This is a genomic window from Caulobacter mirabilis, from assembly GCF_002749615.1.
In the GTDB taxonomy this organism is placed as follows: Bacteria; Pseudomonadota; Alphaproteobacteria; order Caulobacterales; family Caulobacteraceae; genus Caulobacter; species Caulobacter mirabilis.
In genome coordinates, this window is the sequence record NZ_CP024201.1 from 3,490,812 (window position 1) to 3,512,500 (window position 21,689).

Annotated in this window: 16 protein-coding genes, 1 tRNA gene and 2 rRNA genes (1 of these 19 only partly in view); 7 read left to right on the top strand and 12 right to left on the bottom strand. The window is 65.7% G+C overall.

Annotated elements, in window-relative coordinates; all coding sequences use genetic code 11:
- Positions 1-19: 19 nt before the first annotated feature.
- Positions 20-1,714, bottom strand: coding sequence for a C45 family peptidase (locus CSW64_RS16600; protein ID WP_172448604.1), 1,695 nt, complete (start codon positions 1,712-1,714; stop codon positions 20-22).
- Positions 1,711-2,880, bottom strand: coding sequence for a saccharopine dehydrogenase family protein (locus CSW64_RS16605; RefSeq protein WP_099623148.1), 1,170 nt, complete (start codon positions 2,878-2,880; stop codon positions 1,711-1,713). Before CSW64_RS16605 ends, CSW64_RS16600 begins: the two co-directional genes overlap by 4 nt.
- A 152-nt stretch (positions 2,881-3,032) precedes the next feature.
- Between CSW64_RS16605 and CSW64_RS16610 the strand changes: the two genes are divergently transcribed.
- Positions 3,033-3,632, top strand: coding sequence for a TetR/AcrR family transcriptional regulator (locus tag CSW64_RS16610; RefSeq protein WP_099623149.1), 600 nt, complete (start codon positions 3,033-3,035; stop codon positions 3,630-3,632).
- A 155-nt stretch (positions 3,633-3,787) separates the two neighbouring features.
- Positions 3,788-4,174, top strand: a complete 387-nt coding sequence (locus CSW64_RS16615; RefSeq protein WP_216361194.1) for a hypothetical protein — start codon at positions 3,788-3,790, stop codon at positions 4,172-4,174.
- Between the two features lie 76 nt (positions 4,175-4,250).
- On the opposite strand, the gene CSW64_RS22100 is transcribed toward CSW64_RS16615, so the two are convergent.
- The 3 genes from CSW64_RS22100 to CSW64_RS16625 form a co-directional block, all read right to left on the bottom strand.
- Entirely contained in the window at positions 4,251-4,454 is a 204-nt protein-coding gene (locus tag CSW64_RS22100; protein WP_172448605.1) for a hypothetical protein, read from the bottom strand.
- A gap of 95 nt (positions 4,455-4,549) precedes the next feature.
- Positions 4,550-5,053, bottom strand: coding sequence for a tetratricopeptide repeat protein (locus CSW64_RS22105; RefSeq protein WP_172448606.1), 504 nt, complete (start codon positions 5,051-5,053; stop codon positions 4,550-4,552).
- Positions 5,054-5,405: 352 nt separating this feature from the next.
- Positions 5,406-6,179 (bottom strand): DeoR/GlpR family DNA-binding transcription regulator, encoded by a 774-nt coding sequence (locus CSW64_RS16625; protein ID WP_099623151.1) that lies wholly within the window; start codon positions 6,177-6,179, stop codon positions 5,406-5,408.
- A gap of 206 nt (positions 6,180-6,385) precedes the next feature.
- On the opposite strand from CSW64_RS16625, the gene CSW64_RS16630 reads away from it, so the two are divergent.
- Positions 6,386-9,184: a TonB-dependent receptor gene (locus CSW64_RS16630; protein ID WP_099623152.1), complete on the top strand. Its 2,799-nt coding sequence runs from the start codon at positions 6,386-6,388 to the stop codon at positions 9,182-9,184.
- A gap of 61 nt (positions 9,185-9,245) precedes the next feature.
- Positions 9,246-10,103, top strand: coding sequence for an endonuclease/exonuclease/phosphatase family protein (locus CSW64_RS16635; protein ID WP_099623153.1), 858 nt, complete (start codon positions 9,246-9,248; stop codon positions 10,101-10,103).
- A 47-nt stretch (positions 10,104-10,150) separates the two neighbouring features.
- On the opposite strand, the gene CSW64_RS16640 is transcribed toward CSW64_RS16635, so the two are convergent.
- Together CSW64_RS16640 and CSW64_RS16645 are read right to left on the bottom strand one after the other, a co-directional pair.
- Positions 10,151-11,185: an AraC family transcriptional regulator gene (locus CSW64_RS16640; protein ID WP_172448607.1), complete on the bottom strand. Its 1,035-nt coding sequence runs from the start codon at positions 11,183-11,185 to the stop codon at positions 10,151-10,153.
- 79 nt (positions 11,186-11,264) lie between these two features.
- Entirely contained in the window at positions 11,265-12,329 is a 1,065-nt protein-coding gene (locus CSW64_RS16645; protein ID WP_099623155.1) for a hypothetical protein, read from the bottom strand.
- 529 nt (positions 12,330-12,858) lie between these two features.
- On the opposite strand from CSW64_RS16645, the gene CSW64_RS16650 reads away from it, so the two are divergent.
- Entirely contained in the window at positions 12,859-14,310 is a 1,452-nt protein-coding gene (locus tag CSW64_RS16650) for a methyl-accepting chemotaxis protein (protein WP_099624306.1), read from the top strand.
- A 120-nt stretch (positions 14,311-14,430) separates the two neighbouring features.
- A complete protein-coding gene (locus CSW64_RS16655; protein ID WP_150131441.1) occupies positions 14,431-16,206 on the top strand; it encodes an ATP-binding protein in 1,776 nt (591 codons plus the stop codon).
- Positions 16,207-16,218: 12 nt separating this feature from the next.
- On the opposite strand, the gene CSW64_RS22420 is transcribed toward CSW64_RS16655, so the two are convergent.
- Positions 16,219-16,344 carry a hypothetical protein gene (locus CSW64_RS22420; protein WP_281258606.1) on the bottom strand — a complete coding sequence of 42 codons (126 nt, stop codon included), beginning with the start codon at positions 16,342-16,344 and terminating at the stop codon, positions 16,219-16,221.
- Positions 16,345-16,444: 100 nt separating this feature from the next.
- Complete coding sequence (locus CSW64_RS16660; protein ID WP_099623157.1) at positions 16,445-16,906, bottom strand: bleomycin resistance protein; 462 nt, start codon at positions 16,904-16,906, stop codon at positions 16,445-16,447.
- 382 nt (positions 16,907-17,288) lie between these two features.
- On the opposite strand from CSW64_RS16660, the gene CSW64_RS16665 reads away from it, so the two are divergent.
- Positions 17,289-19,304, top strand: a complete 2,016-nt coding sequence (locus CSW64_RS16665; protein ID WP_099623158.1) for a phosphocholine-specific phospholipase C — start codon at positions 17,289-17,291, stop codon at positions 19,302-19,304.
- A 101-nt stretch (positions 19,305-19,405) separates the two neighbouring features.
- On the opposite strand, the gene CSW64_RS16670 is transcribed toward CSW64_RS16665, so the two are convergent.
- The 3 genes from CSW64_RS16670 to CSW64_RS16680 all read right to left on the bottom strand — a co-directional run.
- Positions 19,406-19,482, bottom strand: a tRNA-Met gene (locus CSW64_RS16670).
- Positions 19,483-19,550: 68 nt separating this feature from the next.
- Positions 19,551-19,665, bottom strand: a 5S ribosomal RNA gene (gene rrf / locus CSW64_RS16675).
- Between the two features lie 81 nt (positions 19,666-19,746).
- Positions 19,747-21,689, bottom strand: a 23S ribosomal RNA gene (locus tag CSW64_RS16680); it runs 845 nt beyond the window's last position.

Here is a 21,689-nt window from a genome sequence, read left to right on the forward strand (position 1 = left end):
TACCGCGCCAGGGCGTCGGCTATTCGACCCCGCTGTGCAGTGTGAAACCCATCGGCAGGCGGCGCGCATGTTCCTGATCGAAGGGGATCTCGAGGTGACGACGCGCCAAAACCGCCAGCCTGGGATTCAGGGCCGTCAGCGGATCAACGTCGGAGCCTGCCGCCAGCACCCCTTCAAGCTTCGCGGCCGCCTCGCTCCGCCGCCCAAGTCCATCGAGAGCGATCGCCGCCAGATAGGCGGTCTCGGCGCGCTCGTTGGCCGACTGCGGAACGGCGCTCGCGAGCTCCAGGACCGCCAGGGCATCCGCAAACCGTTCGAGCTTCAGTAACGCCCGCCCAAGGATACGCCGGTGAGCGGCGTCTGCGGGATCGTGCGCGACGGCCTTCTCCAATTCCGGAAGCGCCGAGGCCACGCCCTCGGCTTCCAGTGTCCGGCGCGCCGACAGGCTGACGCGAAGCGCCGCCCGCTGCGCGCCCAGTGAGAACACCCCCGCTTCCAGGGAGTCGACCAGGCGGATGTCCCCGCCATCGAACGCGGCCGTGAAATCGAAGCCCACATACGGGCCGTCACAGGTCGGCGCCTCAGCCTGGCTGACCCACAACCGCCGCGAAGCCGGCTCGGCCACGGCGGACATCACCGTCAGCGGGCCGGCGATGGTTTGCCCCAGGGACCGCACGACGCCGCAGCAGGGATCGAAACGATCGGCGAGCATCCGCGCCATCGCATCAGGCGTGAGCTCCGGCTCTTCGCCGGCGCGCAACGCACGTTGCAGGCGCGCGAGGGAACCGCGCGCCTGCCCCCCCGCCAATAGCAGGTCGCGCCCCTCCGCGGCCCCTGAGAAGTGGTTCGCACAGGCGGCCATGCCTTCGATGGGCGCTCGCGCGAACACGCCCTGACTATCGCATTCCAGGACGAGCGCCTGATCCCGATCGCCGTCGCCCAGGACGAAGGCGAAGGCGCCCCAGCGCTCGCCGCTCTCCAGCATCCGCCTGGCGGCCTCGATATCCTGGCCCCCTCGCAACAGTCGGTGTTCAAGAGCCGTGAAACCGGCGCCGACGGGGTGGGCGTGGCGTGAGAACAGGAGATGCCCGCCGACGCTCAGACCCGCGGCGTTCATGCCGAAGCTGGCCTTCAGAAGCCCCGCCGCGCCGACACGAACGTGAGGCAGCGCGCCCGGCGTCCGCACCAGCGTCACCGTCGGCGCCGCGTCCCACAGACCCGCGCCGTCATAGTCCTGGTTCTTGGCGTGCAACAGCCGCCCGGCCTGGGTCCGCCCGGCGAGCGCGACCAGCGCCGTGCATTCGCCGGGGGCGCCCGCGACGGCCTCGAAAGCGGCCAGGATCTGCAGAATCTCGGACCGAAATGTCGCCCGCGACAACACCGCGAACGGAATCTCCGCCCCGTCGGCCAGCCCTGACAGTTCCGCCTTCAAGGCTTCGTCCAGCCCGTCGACCAGCGAGACGTACAGTCCGTCGACCAAGCCTCGCGCGGCCTTCGCCTCATCCAGCGTGAGGTGAGCGAAGAGGCCGTCGAAACCGTCCTTCGCCCCGAATACCGGCGCGCACCCCTCAGCGATTTGGCGTTTCAACAGTTCGCCATGCTGGAAGCCCAGATCGTAAGGCTCCCCTTCCAGGGTCAGGACGTGAAGACGTCCCGCCTTGGCCAGGGTTCCGAGGCCGCTGCGCGCGACAACCTCCAAGCCGGGGGCGTTCACCACGCGTTTCCGGTGAAGATGCTTCCGCTCCCGACCAGTTCGGCGCCGTCGGCGAAGTCTCCGGCGCAGTAGGGCGCGAGCAGATCGAAGAACCAGTCCGGATCAATCACCTCTTCGGGCGCCAGCACGCCGGCGGGCGGACGCGACTGCGGATCCGCGAAGAGATTCAGCGCCAGGGTCAGCGGCACGCTGGTGGCGCCGCCCATTCCGCCGGCGGGCATGGCGCGCAGCCAGGCCGCCGCCACGGCCGGACGGCCCTCGCTTTGCCCGCTCGCCCAGCCGAACAACCCAGGCAGCCGCTTCAACGGCGTCCTCTTCGCTTCGCCAGGCTTCCCGAGTTCCCGCGCGGCCTCCCGCAGCGACAGGACTTTCGTGTCGACCAGGCCCTGCAGCAGCTTCAGCCCCGCGAAGGTGTCCTCGTCCGACCCGGTCATGACGTTCGCGCAGAAGGTCAGACCCCGCACCGTGCGGGGCAGCGTGACGGCTTCAGGATGTCCGACGGTCCAGACGTTGATCGGGCCGAACTCGGGAAACTCGATCCGACGCCCCCGCAAGGGCTTGACCATGGCCGGTCGGCCTTCCTCGAACACCTGCACCTGTCCCGACAGCTGCTGCATCCAGTGGATGGCCGCCGCCGAAGGCTCCTGTCGCGCCCGCATCTTCCTGCTGTCCTCGCCCGACACGTCGTCAATGGACCAGCCGGTCAGCAATTCATCGACGCGATCGAGCGTCCGAGCCGCCTTCATCGCCAGCAGGTTGGTGACGCCGGGGCTGGCGCCCATGCCGATGACCGCCGTCACGCCTTTGGCGCGCGCCCGCTCGCCTAGTTCCAGCATCTCGAGCGTGGGCTCCCAGTCGTCGCAGATATCGAGATAGTGGACCCCGGCTTCGATCGCGGCTTCCAGGGTCGGCGCGCCGAGTTCGAAGAACGGCCCCGCGGCGTTGAACACCACATCGGCGTTAGCGATCACCCCCATCAGGTTGGCGCGATCGCATAGGTCCACCGCCAGGCCGGTCGCCAGCCCCGGGAAACGCGCGGCCAGCGCCGCGGCGCCGTCGAGATTGCGGTCGGCCACCACGATCTCGGACACAAAACTCAGCCCTGCGGCGGTTTCGACCGCCACGCGGCCCATCTCGCCTGCCCCGCCCAAGATCACAATTCGCATCACAGCCTCCTCGACAACGACGGCCAACCTGGCGGAGCGCGACGAAGGATGCAAGAAATTTCGAATAACAGTTATTATTTTCTTCGACGCTTGGTCGAGACCCCAAGCGCGCCTAAATCAATCGACCATCTGTTCGCGGAGAGGATTCGCCCGTGGCCAAACCGGCCGAAAAGCAGCTCGCGCGTCGGAACGACGTCGTGCAGGCGGCCCTGCGCGTCATCGCCCGCGACGGGCTGGAGAACGCGTCCTTCCGGGCGATCGCGGCCGAGCTTGGCAGCACGATCGGCGTGCTGACCCACCACTTCCCCAATCGTGAAGCCCTGATGCGGTTGGTCCTGGAAACCGTCAGCGACGGCATCCAGCAGGCCTTTGAGGCTCATGCCCAGATCCGCACCCTTGAGGACTTCGAGGCGATGGCGGCCGAGCTGCTGCCGCTCGATCCGGCGAGCCGAGCCCTCTGGAAGATCTGGCTGTCCTTTGCAGTGGCTTCGAACGCCGTCCCCGCGCTGGTCCAGAACCACGGCGAACGGTATGCCGGCATGATCGCCGACATCGCCAAGACGATGAAACGATTGCAGGGCGGCGGCCTGGTCGCCGGCGATCTCGACATTGACGCGGAAGCGGAGGCCCTGGTCTGCCTGCTGGACGGCGTGGGGATGCACGGCGTGCTCATGCCGGATCGCATGACCCCGGCGCGACAGCGCTCGATCCTACGCCGCTTCGTGGCCGGGCTGGCGCCGCCGAACGCCTAGGAGCGGACCTCTCCACAAGACCCGGGACGCCGCGGACGCCAGCAGAGGTCACGGGCGCTCGGTAACGAGCCAATGTTCGCAAACAGGCTGAGCTGAGCCGCGTCTGTCTTGCTTCCGGCGTCGCCGCAAAGCCCGACGCATGAGATGCTGCCCCTGTGACCTCTCAAACAGCCTCGAAGATCTTCACCGGCCTCGTGGTCCTGACCGCTGCCTTCCAGGTGGCGCTGGCGCTCGGCGCGCCCTGGGGGGAGCTGGCCATGGGCGGCGGCGTCAAGGGCGTACTGCCCCTGGGCCTGCGGCTGGCGGCGCTGGCGCAGGCGGCCCTCCTCGGCGTCATGGCGCTGGTGATGTTGAGCCGCGCCGGACTCCTTCTGACCTCATGGGAACCGGCGTCGCGCTATCTGGTCTGGGTCGCCGTAGCCATGCTGGCGATCAGCACCGTTCTCAATCTGGCGACCCCGAGCACGATGGAGCGGCTTATCTGGGCGCCTGTCGCCGGCGCCCTTCTGATCGCTGGCCTCCGCGTCGCCCTTGGCCGCTAGGCGCACGGGACGGCAAATCGACCATTCGCAGAGGCGGCTCGCTCGACACCCTCTCCGTCCGCGACAGTATCGAGGTCTAGAACCGCCGCCGCCAGCCCAGATTCCTGTTCAGCGTCTCAGCGACCACGTCCGCCGGCTCGCGGAGCAGAACCGGCGCCAGACCCGGAACCGACAGATAGACCGTCGCCCCTTCGCCCTCCGGGTAGATGCGCGCCACGACGCTGGGATTGACCCACACCCTCTCGCCGTTGAGGCCTGTGAAGGCGACCAGCTTGCCCATGGACTTTCCTCTGGCGTTGAAGACATCGCCGACAACGGCCGCACCCGGCGTCGCCTTGGCGGAAAGGACCGCAGCCGCTGATACGACTGTCCGGCCTAGTGCACGTTTCGCCGCGGCGACGACGCGGTCTTGGACGCTCGACCCGCCGGTTCGCCATCTTCACGATCCGATCGCCGCATGAGGTCGATGTCCTCGAGAAGCGACAGAATCTCGCGATCCGGCCCGCGCTTGGACCAGTTCACGATCATTCCGAAACGCAGGCATTCGACCGCCTCGTCCAGTCGATGCGCCAAGAGGTGGTCGAGTCCCTCGGCCAGATGACGCAGCGGTTCGTCGAGCGAAAGGTCGAGCAGCGGCGCGAGGGCGGATCGCGCGCGTGCACAGTCCCCCGCCCGGATCGCCAGCAAACCCAGCTGGAAACGCGCCTGCGAGAAGTGGGGCGCAATTTCGAGCGACCGCGTCATCGCCGCCATCGCCGCCTCGTACTTCCGCTCCGCGGCCAGAAGAGCGCCGGCCGCGTAGTGGAGCCGCGGATCCTCCGGATAGAAGGCCAGCAGTTCCTGGATCTGGGCCGCCCCCTTCGCCCTGTCCGCCCCCACGGCGTCCAGGGCCGCATCGAGCCGATGCGCGGGGCATATCGTCCGGAACCTCAGTTTCATACGACCTTCGTGGATGGGGCGCGTCGCCAGGTTCCGCCAGCGACCCCGCCATCTCGAAGGCGCAGACGCCCGCCGGCGCCCTCCAGCCCTGCGACCACAACCGAACGGGTGAAACTCAGTCGGTCGTCGGCAGGACATGGGCTCTGGATGAAACTGGAAAGGCCAACGGAAGAGGACGTCACATCGCTTCATCGTCAGCGCCGGTTCAAGGACGCCGCGGGAGGCCCCTTTCGAATGTTTCGCATATCGGACGATGAATTCGCGCTCCGGCCGCCGGAGCACGAAGGCCGGCTCAGCTCGGCTCCCCGGGAGAGCCGACCACCTCAACCCTGACATGCGCCAGCGCCGGCGCGAGCTCGGTCGGCGGCTCGCGATCGGTGATCAGGATATCGACCTCTGTCAGCTTGGCCGTATGGAAGGGGGCGATCCGGTTGAACTTCGAATGATCCGCCACCAGCATGACGCGGCTGGACATGGCGTAGGCGACGCGACTCATCTCGGCTTCCGCGGCGCGGTAGTCCATGAGCCCGTGCTGAGGGTGGATGCTGCCGACGGTCAGCACCGACAGCGAGGGCCTGAAGGCCGTCAGATATTGCTGGGCGGTGTGATCCGAGAAGCTGGCGGTCTCCGGATCGTAGGCGCCGCCCGCCAGAAACAGCTGATGTCCGTTTTCGTAGTTCAGGACCTTGGCTACCTCCAGCGAGTTGGTGACGACCTGGAGCCGCTTGTGATGACGCAGGGCTCGGGCGACGAAACAGGATGTCGACCCCGCGTCGAGGAAGACGCATTCGCCGTCGAAGATGTGCTGCGCGGCCGCTTCGGCGATCCGGGCCTTGGCCTCCGCCCGCGTCTGCATCCGGCTGGCGAACACCCCTTCCGACGCCGGCGGCATCAGGCGGACTGCGCCGTGCATCCAGAGGATCGCCCCCGCCTTCTCCATGGACCGGAGTTCCCGGCGGATCGTCTCCTCCGAAACTTCCAGGTCCCTGGCCAACAGAGCGGTCGAAATCGGCTCGTTGGGTTTGAGCCGGCTCAAGATTTCCCGCTGTCGATTTTCCCGCCGCATCGCAACCCCGCGTCAAACACACAATTCACACACGCATCGAGACACGATCTTCGAGAGTTGGGCCTTTTCCAGCCCCAGCCCGGCCAAATAGTGCGCGCCCTGTCCGATTAACGCACCAAAGACACACAACGCACACAAGCGACACATATCCGTTGTCGGCCAAACCTAGTGCCCCGCTCGCCCATTTCCCCTTCGCGAGCGCATCAATGACCCTCTCGCCTTCCCTCGTCCCGCTCGGTCGCCTGCTTTCGACGACCGCCCTCACCCTGGTCCTGGCGACGCCGGCCGCAGCCTGGGCCGAAGACGCCTCCCAGGTTTCGGAAGTCACGATCGTCGGCAAGCGTGACGCGATCATCGGCGCCCAGACCCTGCAGCACGAGGCCGTCTCGGTCACCAGCGTGATCTCCGGCGAAGAGCTCCGCGAGCAGCCTCAGGCCAACATCGCCGACCTGCTCACGCGCGTCCCCGGCATCAATTCGTCAGCCGACATGTCCCGCAACCACGCCGGCACGGGCGAGGCGCAGTACGTCTCCATCCGCGGCCTCGACACCTCCTACAACGCCTTCAGCCTGAACGGCGTGCGACTGGCTCAGACCGACGCCAACACGCGCTCGATCTCGATGAACCTGCTGTCGCCCTTCTCGATGCAGTACGTATCGATCAACAAGGCTCCGACCGCCGATCTGGATGGAGACGCCATCGCCGGCATCGTCGACTTCCGGACCGCCACGGCGTTCGACGTCAAGGACGGGTACCGCAAGGTCCTGGTTCAGGGCCAATTCGCGCAGATGGCCGATGAGCGCGGCCAGGACCCGTATGGCTACGCCTTCCAAGGTGAGGTCGCCGAACGCTTCGGTGACGCCGACCAGTTCGGCGTCTACGTCAACGCCTACTTCGCCGATAAGGACACCTACGGGGAGTCCACCGCTTTCCAGAAGGAACACGAGAAGAACAACAACAACATTCCTGGCCCCCTGCGTGAGAACGAGGACAACCTCTTCGCGCGCGGCGTGCAGTGGAACGCGTTCCGCAACAACATCCAGCGGAAGGGCCTGACGCTGAACCTCGACTACGCCGGGGAGAACCACAAGGCCTACGTCCATGCGACGCACGGCGCCTATCGGCTCAAGAGCTGGATGGACCAGTCCAGCATCCGCAACGAACTGGCCACCGCGCTAGGGCAGGTCAACCCCAACGGCGGCGCCTACAACCCGGCCGGGCTGCGGGAAGACTACGGGATCATGGGCGGCCTCTATCACCGCACCGAACATTCCGACCAGACGCTGACCACGGTCCGCGCCGGCGGCGAGAGCCGCTTCAACGCCTTCGTGTTCGACTATCACCTGGCCTATTCGAAGGGGGAGCAGGACTACCCGCTGCGCATTGAATCGGCCTTCTACGGCCTGCCCTTCATCGGCACGGCCGATCAGACCGGCGCAGCGACGAAGGACGGGCTGCTGATCACCGCGACGGCCGACGAGAAACACCCCCGCGCCCTGCTGACCCCGTCGGCGGCGGCCTACATCGGCAATCTGCACAATCTGCGGCAGTACTATGTGCAGGCCGGCTATGAGAAGACCTGGGAAGAGAAGACCGAGTTCGCGTTCAACGGCGCCTGGGAAAGCAACTTCGGCTTCCTGAAGTTGCTGAAGGCCGGCGTCAAGTACGAGACCGCCGACCGCAGCAGCACGGTCGTCGACACCGGCGCCAAGCGCCACAAGTTCAGCGCGCCCTACAGCCCCGTCCACGACGACGCCATCGGCGCCTTCAACACTCGGGGCGAGTTCGCCGACCTGTTCCCCGGCAAGATGGTCACCGGCTTCATGGGCGGCCTCCCCCAGGCGCCGCTGAAACTGCTCGACACCGGCCGTATCGAGCAGATGGCGCGCGACTACTCGTTGGCCCGGCTTCCCGCCGACGCCGCCAGGTTCGGCACGACGACGGGCGAGGAGAAGCGGACCGCCATCTACATCATGGGTCGCTTCGAGGCCGGCGATCTGACGGTGATCCCAGGCTTGCGCTATGAGCGCAACCAGTATGGCGCGTCCAACTATCGCGACGTCTATCAGACCGGCAAACCGGATCGGAAGGAACTGGTCTCCAGCGACCGAACCTATTCGATGCTGCTGCCGAGCCTGGTGGCCACCTACCGCCCGAACGAGCGCACCGTCTACCGCGCCTCGATCCGCAAGAGCTACAGCCGCCCGGCGTTCGATCAGCTCTTCGGCTCGACGGAGATCAGCTACGACGCCCAGGACCGGGTCGAGGAGATCTACGAGCCCAACCCCAACCTCAAGCCGGTCAAGTCGATCGATCTCGATCTGGCCGCCGAGTTTTATGGCGACGACAGCGACATGGTCTCGGTCGCGGTCTACTACAAGAAACTCAGCGACCTGATCTTCTCGTCGGGCTCGACCAACACCTCGGGCAACAACAACGCCTGGGGCGCCGGCGTCGTCAGCCCCTCGGGCGTGACGGTCGTCAGCACCCAGAACGGCGGCGAAGGCACGGTCTACGGCGTCGAGCTGATGGGCCGCTATCGTTTCCGCGGCCTTCCCGACTGGGCCGACGGCCTGGGCGTTATGGCCAATGTGACGCTGCAGCGGTCCCGGGGCGAAACCTACATTCAGAGCGGCGGGGTCTATAAGGGCTACTACGAGCTGCCGCTGCCGCACGCTCCGGACCTGATGTACAATCTGGAGCTCAACTACGAACGGGGGCCGTTCGCCGCCGCCCTGAACTACAACTACACCGACCAGCGCCTGCGCGGCGTTCGCGGCAACCGTCCGCACAACTTCATCCAACCGGTCGCGAAGCTGAACTTCAGCTCCACCTACCGCTTCAACGACCACCTCCGCTTCGGCGTCTCGGTCGAGAACATTCTCGACGAGCACAACTACTGGGCCACGATCGGCGAGCGGTCGACGATCCTCTCGGACGATCGCAAGGGCGGCTACGTCAAGGTTGGCCGGACCTTCCAGATCAACGCGACCTACGCCTTCTAGGCCAACCTTGAGGCGGAGCCGCACGACCCTGGTCGTGCGGCTCCTTCCGGAGACGACCGACATGCTGCGCCTGACGCTCAGACTGGCGACCGCCCTGCTCGCGGCCCGCGGAAGCACAGCCTTCGCCCAGGCGCCTGCCGAGATCACCCGGGTGATGAGCTACAACATCCGCTACGACAACCCGGACGACCGGCCTGACTGGCCGGCGCGACGGCCGCATCTGATCGCCCAGATCCGGTTCCTGGCGCCCGATATCCTGGGCGTGCAGGAGGCTCTGCCCCACATGGTCGAGCAGATGACCTCGGCCCTACCGGGCTACGAGTCCTATGGCCTGGGCCGGGACGACGGTCGTAGCGGCGAGACAACCACGATCTTCTACAACCGCGCCCGCTTCTTCCGCCTGTCGGCCGCCACCCAATGGTGCTCGCCGACCCCTGACCGTCCGGGCAAGGCCTATGACGCCGCGCTGCCCCGCACCGTCACCCGCGTGGTGTTGAGGGATCGCCTGACCCGACAGGTCTGGGACGTGCGCAACGTTCACTTCGACCATGCCGGCCCAGTGGCGCGGGAGGCCTGCGCTCGCCAGGTCGTCGCAACGAAGGCCTTTCCAAACGCGAAGATCCTCGTGCTGGGCGACCTCAACGCCGCCCCGAACAGCGCGCCCTACCGGGCGCTCAGCGGTCGCGCCGACGGGTTCGAGTTGAAGGACGCACGTCGTTCCGCGCTGACCGCGTTCGGCCCGAGCGCCACCTTCAACGCCTTCAGCCTGGAGCGGCGCGGAGAGCCGATCGACTACATCTTCGTGGACGCGGCGATCGACGTGCTGCGGTTCGCCACCCTCACGGACAACATCTACGGGCAGGTGATCTCCGATCACTATCCGATCGTGGCGGATCTTCGGCCCCCTCCGGCGCACTGATTTCGGACCGCTCCACGGCGGCCCTGGCCTTAGCGAACAGGCGCCTTCTACGAGCCGCTCCGCGCCAGCGCCATCGATCGCGCCGGGACCTGGCGGTCGTCGCTTTCCGCCCCAGATGGGCGCGAAACCGGATAGGCGACAGTCCGATCCCACCCTTCGCGGAACTCTGAGGGACCCACTCCATAGGCCTTGGCGAACATCGCCGCGAACCGGCCTGGATTGGAAAATCGCCACTTGGCCGCGATCTCCGCCACCGAGGAGATTCGATCACGCTCCAGGTCGCGCCGGGCTCCCGCCAGCCGCAAGGCGCGCATATGCTCCATGGGCGACGCGCCGACGAAGCGCTGGAAGCCATATTGCAGCGCCCGCACGCCCACCCCGGCGGCGTCGGCGATGTCGTCCTGGCTCACGGCCTGGGTCAGGTTCGCGTTCATGTACTCGATCGCCCGCTTGACATACCGCGGCGCGATCAGAGCCGGCGGCCTGGCGAGCGCCTCGGTATGGTTGTGGCTCGTCGTGCGCAGCAGAAGGTCGACGACGGCGGTCTGGAGATTGTCGGTCAGCCCCAGCGCCGCCTCGGCCGCCCCAGGCAGTTGCGCGTTGCTGAGAGTCTGGATCAGGCCGATGAAGGTCGGCGTGACGACCGAAGCCAGCTCTCGCTCGGGCGAGAAGACGAAGGGCAGCCTGACCGGCCGCTCGAGCAGGCGCGCCAGGCGATCGTTGACCGCCTGCGCCTCGACATGGACGCCGTAGTGCCGGCTGTGTCCGATGACCTGCACGCGTTCAACGGCGGTCGACCAGACGGCCGCCGCCTGCTGTCCGTTGACGGCGTAGCGACGCCCCCCCTCATCGATGATGAGCGAACCGTCCAGGCTGACGACGACGGCGTGACCTTCGTGCGGATAGTCGGGGACGATCGTCTGATCGCCGCTGTAGGCGATGTCGTAGGCGGTGACTCCGGACATCATGTTCAGGCTTCCGCTGAAGCCCAGCCGTCCGCGGGACTTGTGCTTGCACACCGTGAAGGCGCCGAACGTGTCGGCGAGACAGGCCGAGTATCGATCGACGTCTTCCGTCGACACCTCCCCGCTCCGCCCTTGAACGCCGCCTCTCACCGAGACGCTCGCCATACGCTCTTCACGCATTCAGCGTCGTCGCCTTCTAGATCAGGAAAGACTCTTCGGACTCGCCGTCGACGCCCTCGAGGTCGTCTTCGAAGTCCCGCAGGAGCTGCAGAAGCTCCTCCACCGTGATCGAAGGCGACCCGGCTGGCGGAAAGCGAAAGCGCCACTGGCTCGCCACGTGGGCGACCGAGCCGAGCTTGCGTCCAAGTCGGGCGAAGACGTCGGGCGCCGTCTTCATGAAGTGATGAAAGGGACCGGGCTGGCGCTTCTCGGTCAGAGCCAGGAAGGCCGCGTCGTAGGATCGCAGCATGTCGTCGACGTCACGACAGAGGTCGCTGATCTTGAAGCGCACCCGCCGAAGGGCGTCCGCAGCCGCGGCTGTCAGGTCGGCGGGCCGAGGCCCCCGGATGGACAGCACGTCCATCTCGGCCTGCATTTCCCGCACCTGCCGAAGGACGTCGCCCTGACGCCACTTGTAGTAGAGGACGCCCTTCCAGCAGAAGACCGTCTCTCCGAAGTCGCCGCCGCGCAGCTGCAGCGCCGCCCGCAGCGGCTCGAGAAGCTCGCCCGCGTCGCCGGAGATCAGCGCCAGGGCCAGGCGGGCGGCCTGGCCTTTGGTCTTGCTGAGCTGGTCCTTGAAAGCCAGTTGGATGAGCGGCGAAATCTGCTCGGCGACATAGGTCTCCATCAGCATGACGTCGCCGCGGGAGATCGAGAAGTAGGCCAGGTCGGCCTCGAAGCCGTGACGTCGGAGGTGTTCGCGCAGCAGGAACGGATCGAGGGTCGGGACCTCGTCAAGCAGCTTGAGCAGCGCGACATCGCGCTGAACGACGGGGTCGGTCCGGTCGTCCCCGACGATGCCGGTCCAGCCGCGCTGACCGATGAGAACCGTCTGTCCGCCGAGCGACAGGTCCCGCCCAACGAAGGGAATGATGATCTTGGTGCCTTCGCGGCGCGGCGGAAGAAAGAGCAGCTGTTCGTCACCTTGAAGGCGCTGCTTGACGATCAGCGTCCGATTGAGATGACCGGTCTCGAAGAGCTTCGGATGCAGATCCCGCCCCTGCGCCTTGGCGGCATCGGTCGCAGCCAGCAGATTGAGCACGCGGCTGCTCGAACCTGATCGCTGGATGACAGCGAGACTTCGGAGCGGCGGGTCGCCACGACCCGACCAGGGCTCGCCCGCTTGCTGGGACCGCATGACTTGATCTCGCTGGTCAACAACGACTCCGCGCCTTGGCGGCGTCGCTGGGCTTCAACTGGCTGAACTCGGACGCAGGACCAGTCACCCCAACTCGGGAACGACCTGGCTTAGACACCTCGGGCGACACGGCGCTCCCCTGTAGCGAGAGGTTTGCCTGTGCGCCTGCCACACACGGCGCATGCTTCCGCAACGGAAGCGTCCGCCTCGCTCAAATCAACAACAGTTATGACCACCGAGTTACAGATTTTATACAGTTAAAACATCAATCCTAAGGGTGACGAGATACGAAAATCTAGGACAGTATACGAAACCTGCTCGTGAAAATTGATCCACGCGAAGCCACGTTAGCTAGTGGTTAGGTTAGATTCTGCAGCACACAACGCATTGGCGATCGCTCTTACCAGGTCGCGAACCACCACAAGGTGTAATGATGGGCTTGCTGATCAACCGGCGCGGGACAACTCGAGCTGCTGAGCAACTGCATGAGTTCCAGGCGATCGTGGCCGCTATCAGTCGCTCTCAGGCGATGATCGAGTTCAACCTGGATGGCGTGATCCTTGCGGCCAACGAGAACTTCCTTTCGACAGTGGGCTATTCGTCCGCCGAGGTCGTCGGCCGCCATCACAGCCTCTTCGTGGATCCCGAGATCAGTCAGAGCCGTGAGTATCGGGAGTTCTGGGCGCGCCTGAACAAGGGCGAGTTCCTCGCCGACAAGTTCCAGCGGATCGCCAAGGGCGGCGCCAGGATCTGGATCCAAGGCGCCTACAACCCGATCTTCGACACGGCCGGCCGCCCTTGTAAGATCGTCAAGTTCGCCATCGACATCACCCAGGTCGAGCTTGAGCGAACGCGAACCGAAGCCGAACGCCGGGCCGCGGCGGCCGAGCAGGACGAGGTCGTCGCCGCCCTCGCCGACAGCCTTCGGCGGCTCGCTCATGGCGACCTGACCACTCAGGTCGCCGCACGGTTCGACGGGCGCTATCAACAGATCAAGGACGACTTCAACCTGGCCGTGGACAGCGTCTGCGAAGTCGTCCGCCTTATCGGGGCTTCAACCAAGGACCTCCAGAACGGCTCGCAGGAGATCGCCGCAGCGTCGGAAGATCTCTCCAGGCGCACCGAGCAGCAGGCGTCGAGCCTCGAACAAGCCGCCGGCTCGCTCGACGCCATCACCGCGATCGTCGGGCAGAGCGCATCGGACGCCCAGGAAGCCTCGTCGGCGGCCTCGGCCGCCAGAACCCAGGCCGAGCGTTCTGGTGTCGTAATGGGCGACGCGGTCGCGGCGATGACGGAGATCGAGCGCAGTTCGGGCAAGATCACCCAGATCATCGGCGTGATCGACGAGATCGCCTTCCAGACCAACCTGCTGGCTTTGAACGCGGGCGTCGAGGCGGCCCGGGCCGGCGACGCCGGCAAGGGCTTCGCCGTCGTCGCTCAGGAGGTCCGTGGGCTGGCGCAGCGGTCGGCCGAAGCCGCCAAGGAGATCAAGGCCCTGATCGCCGCCTCATCCGCACAGGTCGAGCGCGGCGTCCGGCTGGTCGGCGACACAGGACAGGCCCTCAGCGGCATCGTCGCCAAGGTCACCGAGATCGACGCCCTCATTTCCGGCATCGCCCAGTCCGCCCAGGAACAGGCCGTCGGCCTCAGCCAGGTCAACATCGCCGTCAACCAGATGGATCAGGCCATCCAGCGGAACGCGGCGATGATGCAGCAGACCACCGTCGCGGCCGCCAACCTCAGGCTTGGCGCGGACGACCTGACGGGTCTGGTGGCCCGCTTCCGCACTCAGGAACGCGCCTCTCATCACCGCCTGGCCGACCCGTCGGCAGACCCTGTCGACGTACTGCGCACCACCTTGAGCGCCCTCGCGCGGACGGCCTGACCGCCAGCGTCCGCCGCCAAGGCCCGGAAACCCGCCCCAGACCCGAACCTCGGGTCGGAGCCGCCCCCCGCTCGGCGACCTGCGGCCGCTCCACGTGGCCGCCTCGCCAAGGAGTCCTCCGTGAAGTCATTGTCGATCAAGGCGCACGCGCCGCGCCTCACCCGGGGCTGGCTGAACGACGGCGTCAACGATCTGCGCCGGCGCAGCATCCCGATCCTGGTCGCGCGTTTCGCCGCGGCCGGGCTGGGCGCAGCCGTGCTCGCCCATGCCGAAGGCGGCCTGATCGCGGTCGGCTGGACCACGGCCCTGATCGTGGCCGAGATCTGGACCTGGCTCAGCTGCTTTCCCCGTCAGGCGCCTCGCCCTCTGCCGCGACGCGGACTGATCGGGTACGTCTGCTCCATCGCCTGGATGACCTTCGTCTGGACCATACTGGCGCTCCTGCTGTGGAACCCGGGCGCCCACGCCCTTCAGCTCGCCGTCTTCTGCCTGCTGACCGGCCAGATGGCCCACGCCCAGGCCTTCAGCGCTCGCTCGCGGCTGATGCTGCTGATGGTCGGCGGCATGCCGGCGGCGATGCTGCTCGCGCTGTGCCTGGTCGGGACCGACCTCCCGCTTGCAGAGCGCGCCATCGTCACCATCGCGACGGTGGTGATGATCGCCTACTTCCTGCGCGCCTCCCAGGCGACGCGCCGCCAATCGGAAGCCCTCGAGGCGTCACGCGCCGAAGCGGTGGCCGCCAGCGATGCCAAAACGGCCTTTCTGGCCCTCATGAGCCATGAACTGCGTACGCCGATGACGGGTGTCCTCGGCATGGCCAAGGCGCTGGAATCCGGCCCGCTCAATCAGCATCAGCGCCATCAGCTCGGCATCCTGCTGCAGTCGGGCGAAGGCCTGCTGGCCCACCTCAACGACATCCTGGATATCTCCAAGGTCGAGGCCGGCCGGCTTCAGCTCGAAGCCGTGCCGTTCAACCTCGTCGACAAGATCAACCGCGTGCGCGAGGTCTGGTCCCAGATCGCCGAAAGCAAGCAGGTCGGCCTGACATTCACGCTGGAGCCGCCGCAACCGCCCTGGCTCATCGGCGACCCGACCCGCATTCGCCAGATCATGATCAACCTGGTCTCGAACGCATTGAAGTTCACCGACACTGGGGAAGTCGTGGTCGCCGTTACGGTGAGCCCGATCGGCGCGACCCACGCCAAGGTCGTCATCGCGGTGCGCGACACCGGCATCGGCATCGCCCCGGAGCAGCAGCGGCGCCTCTTCGAGCCCTTCACCCAGGCGGATGTCTCCGTGACCCGACGGTTCGGCGGCTCTGGCTTGGGCCTGAGCATCTGCCGCAGCCTGGCCGAAGCGATGGATGGCGAGGTCGATCTGGTCAGCGTGCTCGGCGAAGGCTCCACCTTCACCCTGCGCCTGACGCTTCCGCTGGCCGCGGATCAGGAGCCGGCCCCGGCGGCCCCGGCGGCCCGCAGCATCGCCGGTCTGCGCGTCCTGGTCGTTGACGACAACGCCGTCAACCGTCTGGTCGTCGAGACGCTGCTGAACGCGCTGGACTGCGAGACCAGGGCCGAGAGCGACGGCTTGGCGGCGCTCCAGGCCCTGGAGGCCGAGGAGTTCGACGCGGTCCTCATGGACATCCACATGCCTGGCATGGGCGGGACGGAAGCCCTGCAGGCGATCCGCGCGGGCGCCGGCGGCCCGGCCCGCGACATTCCAGTGATCGCGCTGACGGCGGACATCCTTGAGGGCGCGGCCGAGAAACTTCTTCGCGCCGGCTTCGACGCCGTCCAACCCAAGCCCGTCGCCATCGACACGCTCGCCGTCTGCCTGGCCGATCTTTCCGAAGCCCGGATCCGGCGCTACCTCAGGGGCCCCATTCCCCTGGAATAGCGGCGACGGCTTTCACCGCCACCGCTTGCGGAACCCGCAATGGACGCAGGTCACGTACCCTCGGCGGCTCTTGCTGTTGGTGAACTCGTGCCCATTGTTGAACAGGCACTGGAGGAACGCCCAGAGATTGAACTTCACAACATTCTCCTCGGCGTCGACGCCGATTGAAGCGCTGACTGTGCACTCGACGCCAGGTCGCCGGATTTGCATTTGATGAGCCGCGCCGCCCTGGCCGCCATCAATCTGCCCGGCCGCCGACGACGCGCAGCATGGCGCCCGGTTCGGACATCTCGGTCATGATGATTTCGACGAACCGCAGCAGATAGCCGTCCGGATCCTGCACCAGGAGCTCGACCTGCCCGTGGTGCAGATCCCCGTCGCGATACCAAGACCGCTGCGGCCCGCCGAAGGGCGGCACGCCGGCCGCCTTGAGGCTCTCATGGATCGGCTCGACGGCGTCGACCTCGATCTGCAGGTTCATGCCGCGACCGAACGGACGCTCCATCGGCGCGACTTCCCAACTGTCAGCGTCGCGTTGTTCGAGCATGAGCTGGACCGGGCCGCGCTCCAGGTAGGCGAACCGATCCTCCGGCCGCTCGAAGCGGACGCGGAAACCGAGCAGGTCGCAGTAGAAGCGCACGCTCCGCGCGATGTCGGTGCAGAGCAGTTCGGGCACGAGCGCGGCCCAATCTCGGTGCATGCCGCCTCCCCGGAGCGGTTGGGACAACGTCCGCGACCTTCGAGCCGACTTTGATGTCCTCGAAGAACCTCACGACGATTCTCCATAGTCGATAAAACTCATGCCACCCCATGAACAAGTGTGAATTCAACCCCACACATTTTTCCGGTGTGCAGAAATATTCTCAACGCTCCTAATTTTGCATAACAAAGCTATGCCTTTTCATCGAAACACGTTCGAACTCTGCACGATAGACGCACCCACTATACAGAAAACGCAAAAAACACCTCCTAGGAGACCATTGTCGACAGCGGGGATGAAACAGCCGCCCAGGACGGATCGCTGTCACAGCCGGCGTCTAGAATCGGGTGAAGGTTCCATATCCTCCAGCCCTCACGCCGCCATGCCCCAGCTCCATCGCCGCAGCCTGATCACGAGCCTGGCGCTCTCCGCCATCTCCCCCGCCGTCGCCAAGGCCTGGAGCATCGGTCCGAGGGTGTGCAGGGGCTCGCTCGAGGATGTCGAGCATGTCGTGATCCTGATGCAGGAGAACCGCTCCTTCGATCACTACTTCGGCGCCATGGCCGGCGTCCGGGGCTTTTCGGACCCGCATCCGGCGCCGGCCCCCGCGGTCGAGGGCCGCGAACGCAACGTGCTGCTGCAGTATCGGGGCGGAAGACGCACGCCCCGCTGGCTGGCCCCCTTCCCGCTCGGAGCCCGCCAGACATTCGCCCACATGCGCGTCGAGGGAACGCCGCACAGCTGGCCCGACGCCCAGGCGGCCTGGGACGAAGGGCGCATGGGGCGGTGGCCGGAGGCCAAGCGGGCCCATTCCATGGGGTACTACGATCGCGAGGACATCCCCTTCCAGTACGCCCTGGCCGATGCGTTCACACTCTGCGACGCCTATTTCTGCTCGCTGCAGACCGGCACCAACCCGAACCGCGTGATGATGTGGTCAGGCTCGATCGACGGCGCGGGACAGGCCGGCGGGCCCTGCATCGGCAACTCCCATGACTCGCTTCCCGCCAGGGGCAGCCGTCAGGAACCCTATCGCTGGACGACCTATGTCGAGCGCCTCCAGGCCGCGGGCGTCGACTGGCGCATCTACCAGGACATGGCCGACAACTTCACCGACAATCCCCTCGTCGGCTTCGAGGCCTTCCAGCGGGCCGCCGCCGGCGCGCCCGGATCAAACCCCGCGTTGGTCGAGCGCGGCCTGACCACGCGCACGCTCGGAGCGCTGAAGGAGGACGTGCTGCGCGGTCGCCTGCCGCAGGTCTCCTACGTGATCGCCACGGCGGCCGGCTCCGAGCATCCGATACCGTCCAGCCCGGCCCAGGGCGCGGCCTACACCGCCCAGGTCCTCGACGCCCTGACCGCCGATCCGGACGTCTGGGCCCGCACGGTGCTGCTGGTGAACTTCGACGAGAACGACGGCTTCTTCGACCATGTGCCGCCGCCGGCCCCGCCTTCCCTCGACGCCGACGGACGACCGCGCGGCGGATCGACCGTCGATCTCGCGGGCGAGTATCATCTCCGCCCCAGCCCCGCCGACGCCGGGCTCGACAAGCCGCGTTATCGCGGCCGGCCTTATGGTCTCGGACCCCGGGTGCCGATGTATGTGATATCGCCCTGGAGCCGCGGCGGCCGCGTCAGCTCGGAGGTGTTCGACCACACCTCGGTGATCCGCTTCCTGGAGCGGCGGTTCGGCGTGCTGGAGCCCAACATCTCGCCTTGGCGGCGTGCGGTCTGCGGCGACCTGACCGCCTGTTTCGACTTCAGCGGCGCGGATCCCGAGCCCCCGATGCTGCCGTCGCCGTCCGAGGACGCCGACCGCGCGGCGGCCCTGGGATGGAGGACCACCCCGCCGGCGCCCGCGACGCCGCGCGCGCCGGCGCAGGCCGACGGTTTCCGGCCCGCCTGCCCCAGCCCCTACGCCCTGGAGAGCGACATCGCGGTCGACGGGCAGGGCCGCGCGCGGCTGACCCTGACCAACGCAGGGGCGCGAGCGGCCGTCTTCCACGTCTATGACCGCCGCGACCTGGAGGCGGGACCGCGCCGCTACACGATCGAGGGCGGCCGCACGCTGTCGGACGCCTGGGCGGCCGGGGACGGGCTCGATCTGCAGGTGATGGGGCCGGACGGCTTTCATCGGCGGTTTGAGCGTGCGGGAAGTGATGCCGGGCCTGAGGCCGCGCTGGCCTGGAGCCGCGAGGGCCTGGTGCTGAACCTGATCGGCGCGGGGGAGATGCGGGTCGTCTCCGGCGAGACGGAGCGGGTCGTCACGGCCGATGGCGCGGTGCGCCTGGTGCTGGATTGGGTCGACGGCAACCAGCGCTATGACCTGACGATCGCCGGCCGTGGCTGGCGGCGGGAGTTGGCGGGTCGGCTGATGTCGGGGGCCGGCGCGCTCTAGTCGTGCCGGCGTGCGTGCGCGTCTGGTGATGATTGTGAAACGGGGATAGGCCCGCGGCTTTTGGCCTGCGGGCTGAGTGTGTGTGTTGTGATTTGGGGTGTTGGTTGCGGGAGCAGGATTTGAACCTGCGACCTTCAGGTTATGAGCCTGACGAGCTACCGGGCTGCTCCATCCCGCGGCCGTGGGGTATCGTTGGGAAGGGTCAGGCTGGCTCTGTGTTGATCAGAGGAGACATCCCTTCGGCGGACCTGGCGGCGACCTACTCTCCCGCGCCTTAAGACGAAGTACCATTGGCCCTGGGGGACTTAACGACCGAGTTCGGAATGGGATCGGGTGGGGAACCCCCGGCATAGCCACCAGGTCGGCGGAAGGGATGTTTAAGAAGACATCGATTGTCGGACGTATGATGTATTGGTGCGCATGATCATGAGTTCAACTAAGAACGATCAAGCCGATCGAGCGATTAGTACCAGTAAGCTGCATGCCTCGCGGCACTTCCACACCTGGCCTATCAACGTAGTGGTCTACTACGGCTCTCAGCGAGACCTTGTTTTGAGGTTAGTTTCCCGCTTAGATGCTTTCAGCGGTTATCTATTCCACACTTAGCTACCCTGCTGCGCGGCTGGCGCCACGACAGGTCCACCAGAGGTGTGTCCATCCCGGTCCTCTCGTACTAGGGACAGATCCTCTCAAGTCTCGTACACCCACGGCAGATAGGGACCAAACTGTCTCACGACGTTCTGAACCCAGCTCACGTACCACTTTAATCGGCGAACAGCCGAACCCTTGGGACCTGCTCCAGCCCCAGGATGTGATGAGCCGACATCGAGGTGCCAAACTTTGCCGTCGATATGGACTCTTGGGCAAAATCAGCCTGTTATCCCTAGAGTACCTTTTATCCGTTGAGCGATGGCCCTTCCACGCAGGACCACCGGATCACTATGGCCGACTTTCGTCTCTGTTCGACTTGTCAGTCTCACAGTCAGGCGGGCTTATGCCATTGCACTCGACGAGCGATTTCCGACCGCTCTGAGCCCACCATCGCGCGCCTCCGTTACACTTTGGGAGGCGACCGCCCCAGTCAAACTGCCCGCCACGCCATGTCCCGGACCCGGATAACGGGCCGCGGTTAGACGTCAACAACAATAAGGGTGGTATTTCAAGGATGGCTCCACCGAGACTGGCGCCCCGGTTTCATAGCCTCCCACCTATCCTACACATGTTGTTGCTAACGCCAAGGCGAAGCTGCAGTAAAGGTTCATAGGGTCTTTCCGTCTGACCGCGGGAACCCCGCATCTTCACGGGGAATTCAATTTCGCTGAGCCTATGCTGGAGACAGTGGGGAAGTCGTTACGCCATTCGTGCAGGTCGGAACTTACCCGACAAGGAATTTCGCTACCTTAGGACCGTTATAGTTACGGCCGCCGTTTACCTGGGCTTCAATTCGGAGCTTGCACCCCTCCTTTTAACCTTCAGGCACCGGGCAGGCGTCAGACCCTATACGTCGCCTTGCGGCTTCGCAGAGCCCTGTGTTTTTGATAAACAGTCGCTACCCCCTGGCTTGTGCCACTCTGCAAAGGTTGCCCTAAGCAGAGTCACGCTTATCCCGAAGTTACGCGTGCAATTTGCCGAGTTCCTTCAGCATAGTTCTCTCAAGCGCCTTGGTATACTCTACCTGACCACCTGTGTCGGTTTCGGGTACGGTCTCCGTTGGAGTTATTTCCAGGGACCTCTTCGCTGCCGTTCCAATCCAATAAGGTTCGACAACTTACGAGATCCGTCACTTCCAACTGGCCCAGGAATATTTACCTGGTTCCCATCGACTACGCCTTTCGGCCTCGCCTTAGGGGCCGGCTAACCCTGCGCAGATTAGCTTTACGCAGGAACCCTTGGTCTTTCGGCGAGAGTGTCTCTCACACTCTTTGTCGCTACTCATGTCAGCATTCTCACTTCCGATACCTCCAGGAAGGCTCACGCCTTCCCTTCGCAGGCTTACGGAACGCTCCGCTACCGCGTGCACAGAGTGCACACCCATACCTTCGGCGACTGGCTTGAGCCCCGTTACATTTTCCGCGCAGGTTCGCTTGACCAGTGAGCTGTTACGCTTTCTTTAAATGATGGCTGCTTCTAAGCCAACATCCTGGTTGTCAAAGCAAACCCACATCGTTTCCCACTTAGCCAGTACTTGGGGGCCTTAGATGATGGTTAGGGTTGTTTCCCTTTTCACGACGGACGTTAGCACCCGCCGTGTGTCTGCCCGGTAGTTCTCTTAGGTATTCGGAGTTTGGTTAGAATTGGTACAGCTCGCGCCGCCCGCATCCATCCAGTGCTCTACCCCCTAAGGAATTCGCCGGACGCTCTACCTAAATAGATTTCGCGGAGAAC

Coding starts and splice junctions, on each gene's coding strand:
- CSW64_RS16605 (WP_099623148.1), bottom strand. CDS start 2,880: ATGCGAATTGTGATCTTGGGCGGGGCAGGCGAGATGGGCCGCGTGGCG.
- CSW64_RS22100 (WP_172448605.1), bottom strand. CDS start 4,454: ATGGGCAAGCTGGTCGCCTTCACAGGCCTCAACGGCGAGAGGGTGTGG.
- CSW64_RS16625 (WP_099623151.1), bottom strand. CDS start 6,179: ATGCGGCGGGAAAATCGACAGCGGGAAATCTTGAGCCGGCTCAAACCC.
- CSW64_RS16630 (WP_099623152.1), top strand. CDS start 6,386: ATGACCCTCTCGCCTTCCCTCGTCCCGCTCGGTCGCCTGCTTTCGACG.
- CSW64_RS16635 (WP_099623153.1), top strand. CDS start 9,246: ATGCTGCGCCTGACGCTCAGACTGGCGACCGCCCTGCTCGCGGCCCGC.
- CSW64_RS16650 (WP_099624306.1), top strand. CDS start 12,859: ATGGGCTTGCTGATCAACCGGCGCGGGACAACTCGAGCTGCTGAGCAA.
- CSW64_RS16660 (WP_099623157.1), bottom strand. CDS start 16,906: ATGCACCGAGATTGGGCCGCGCTCGTGCCCGAACTGCTCTGCACCGAC.
- CSW64_RS16665 (WP_099623158.1), top strand. CDS start 17,289: ATGCCCCAGCTCCATCGCCGCAGCCTGATCACGAGCCTGGCGCTCTCC.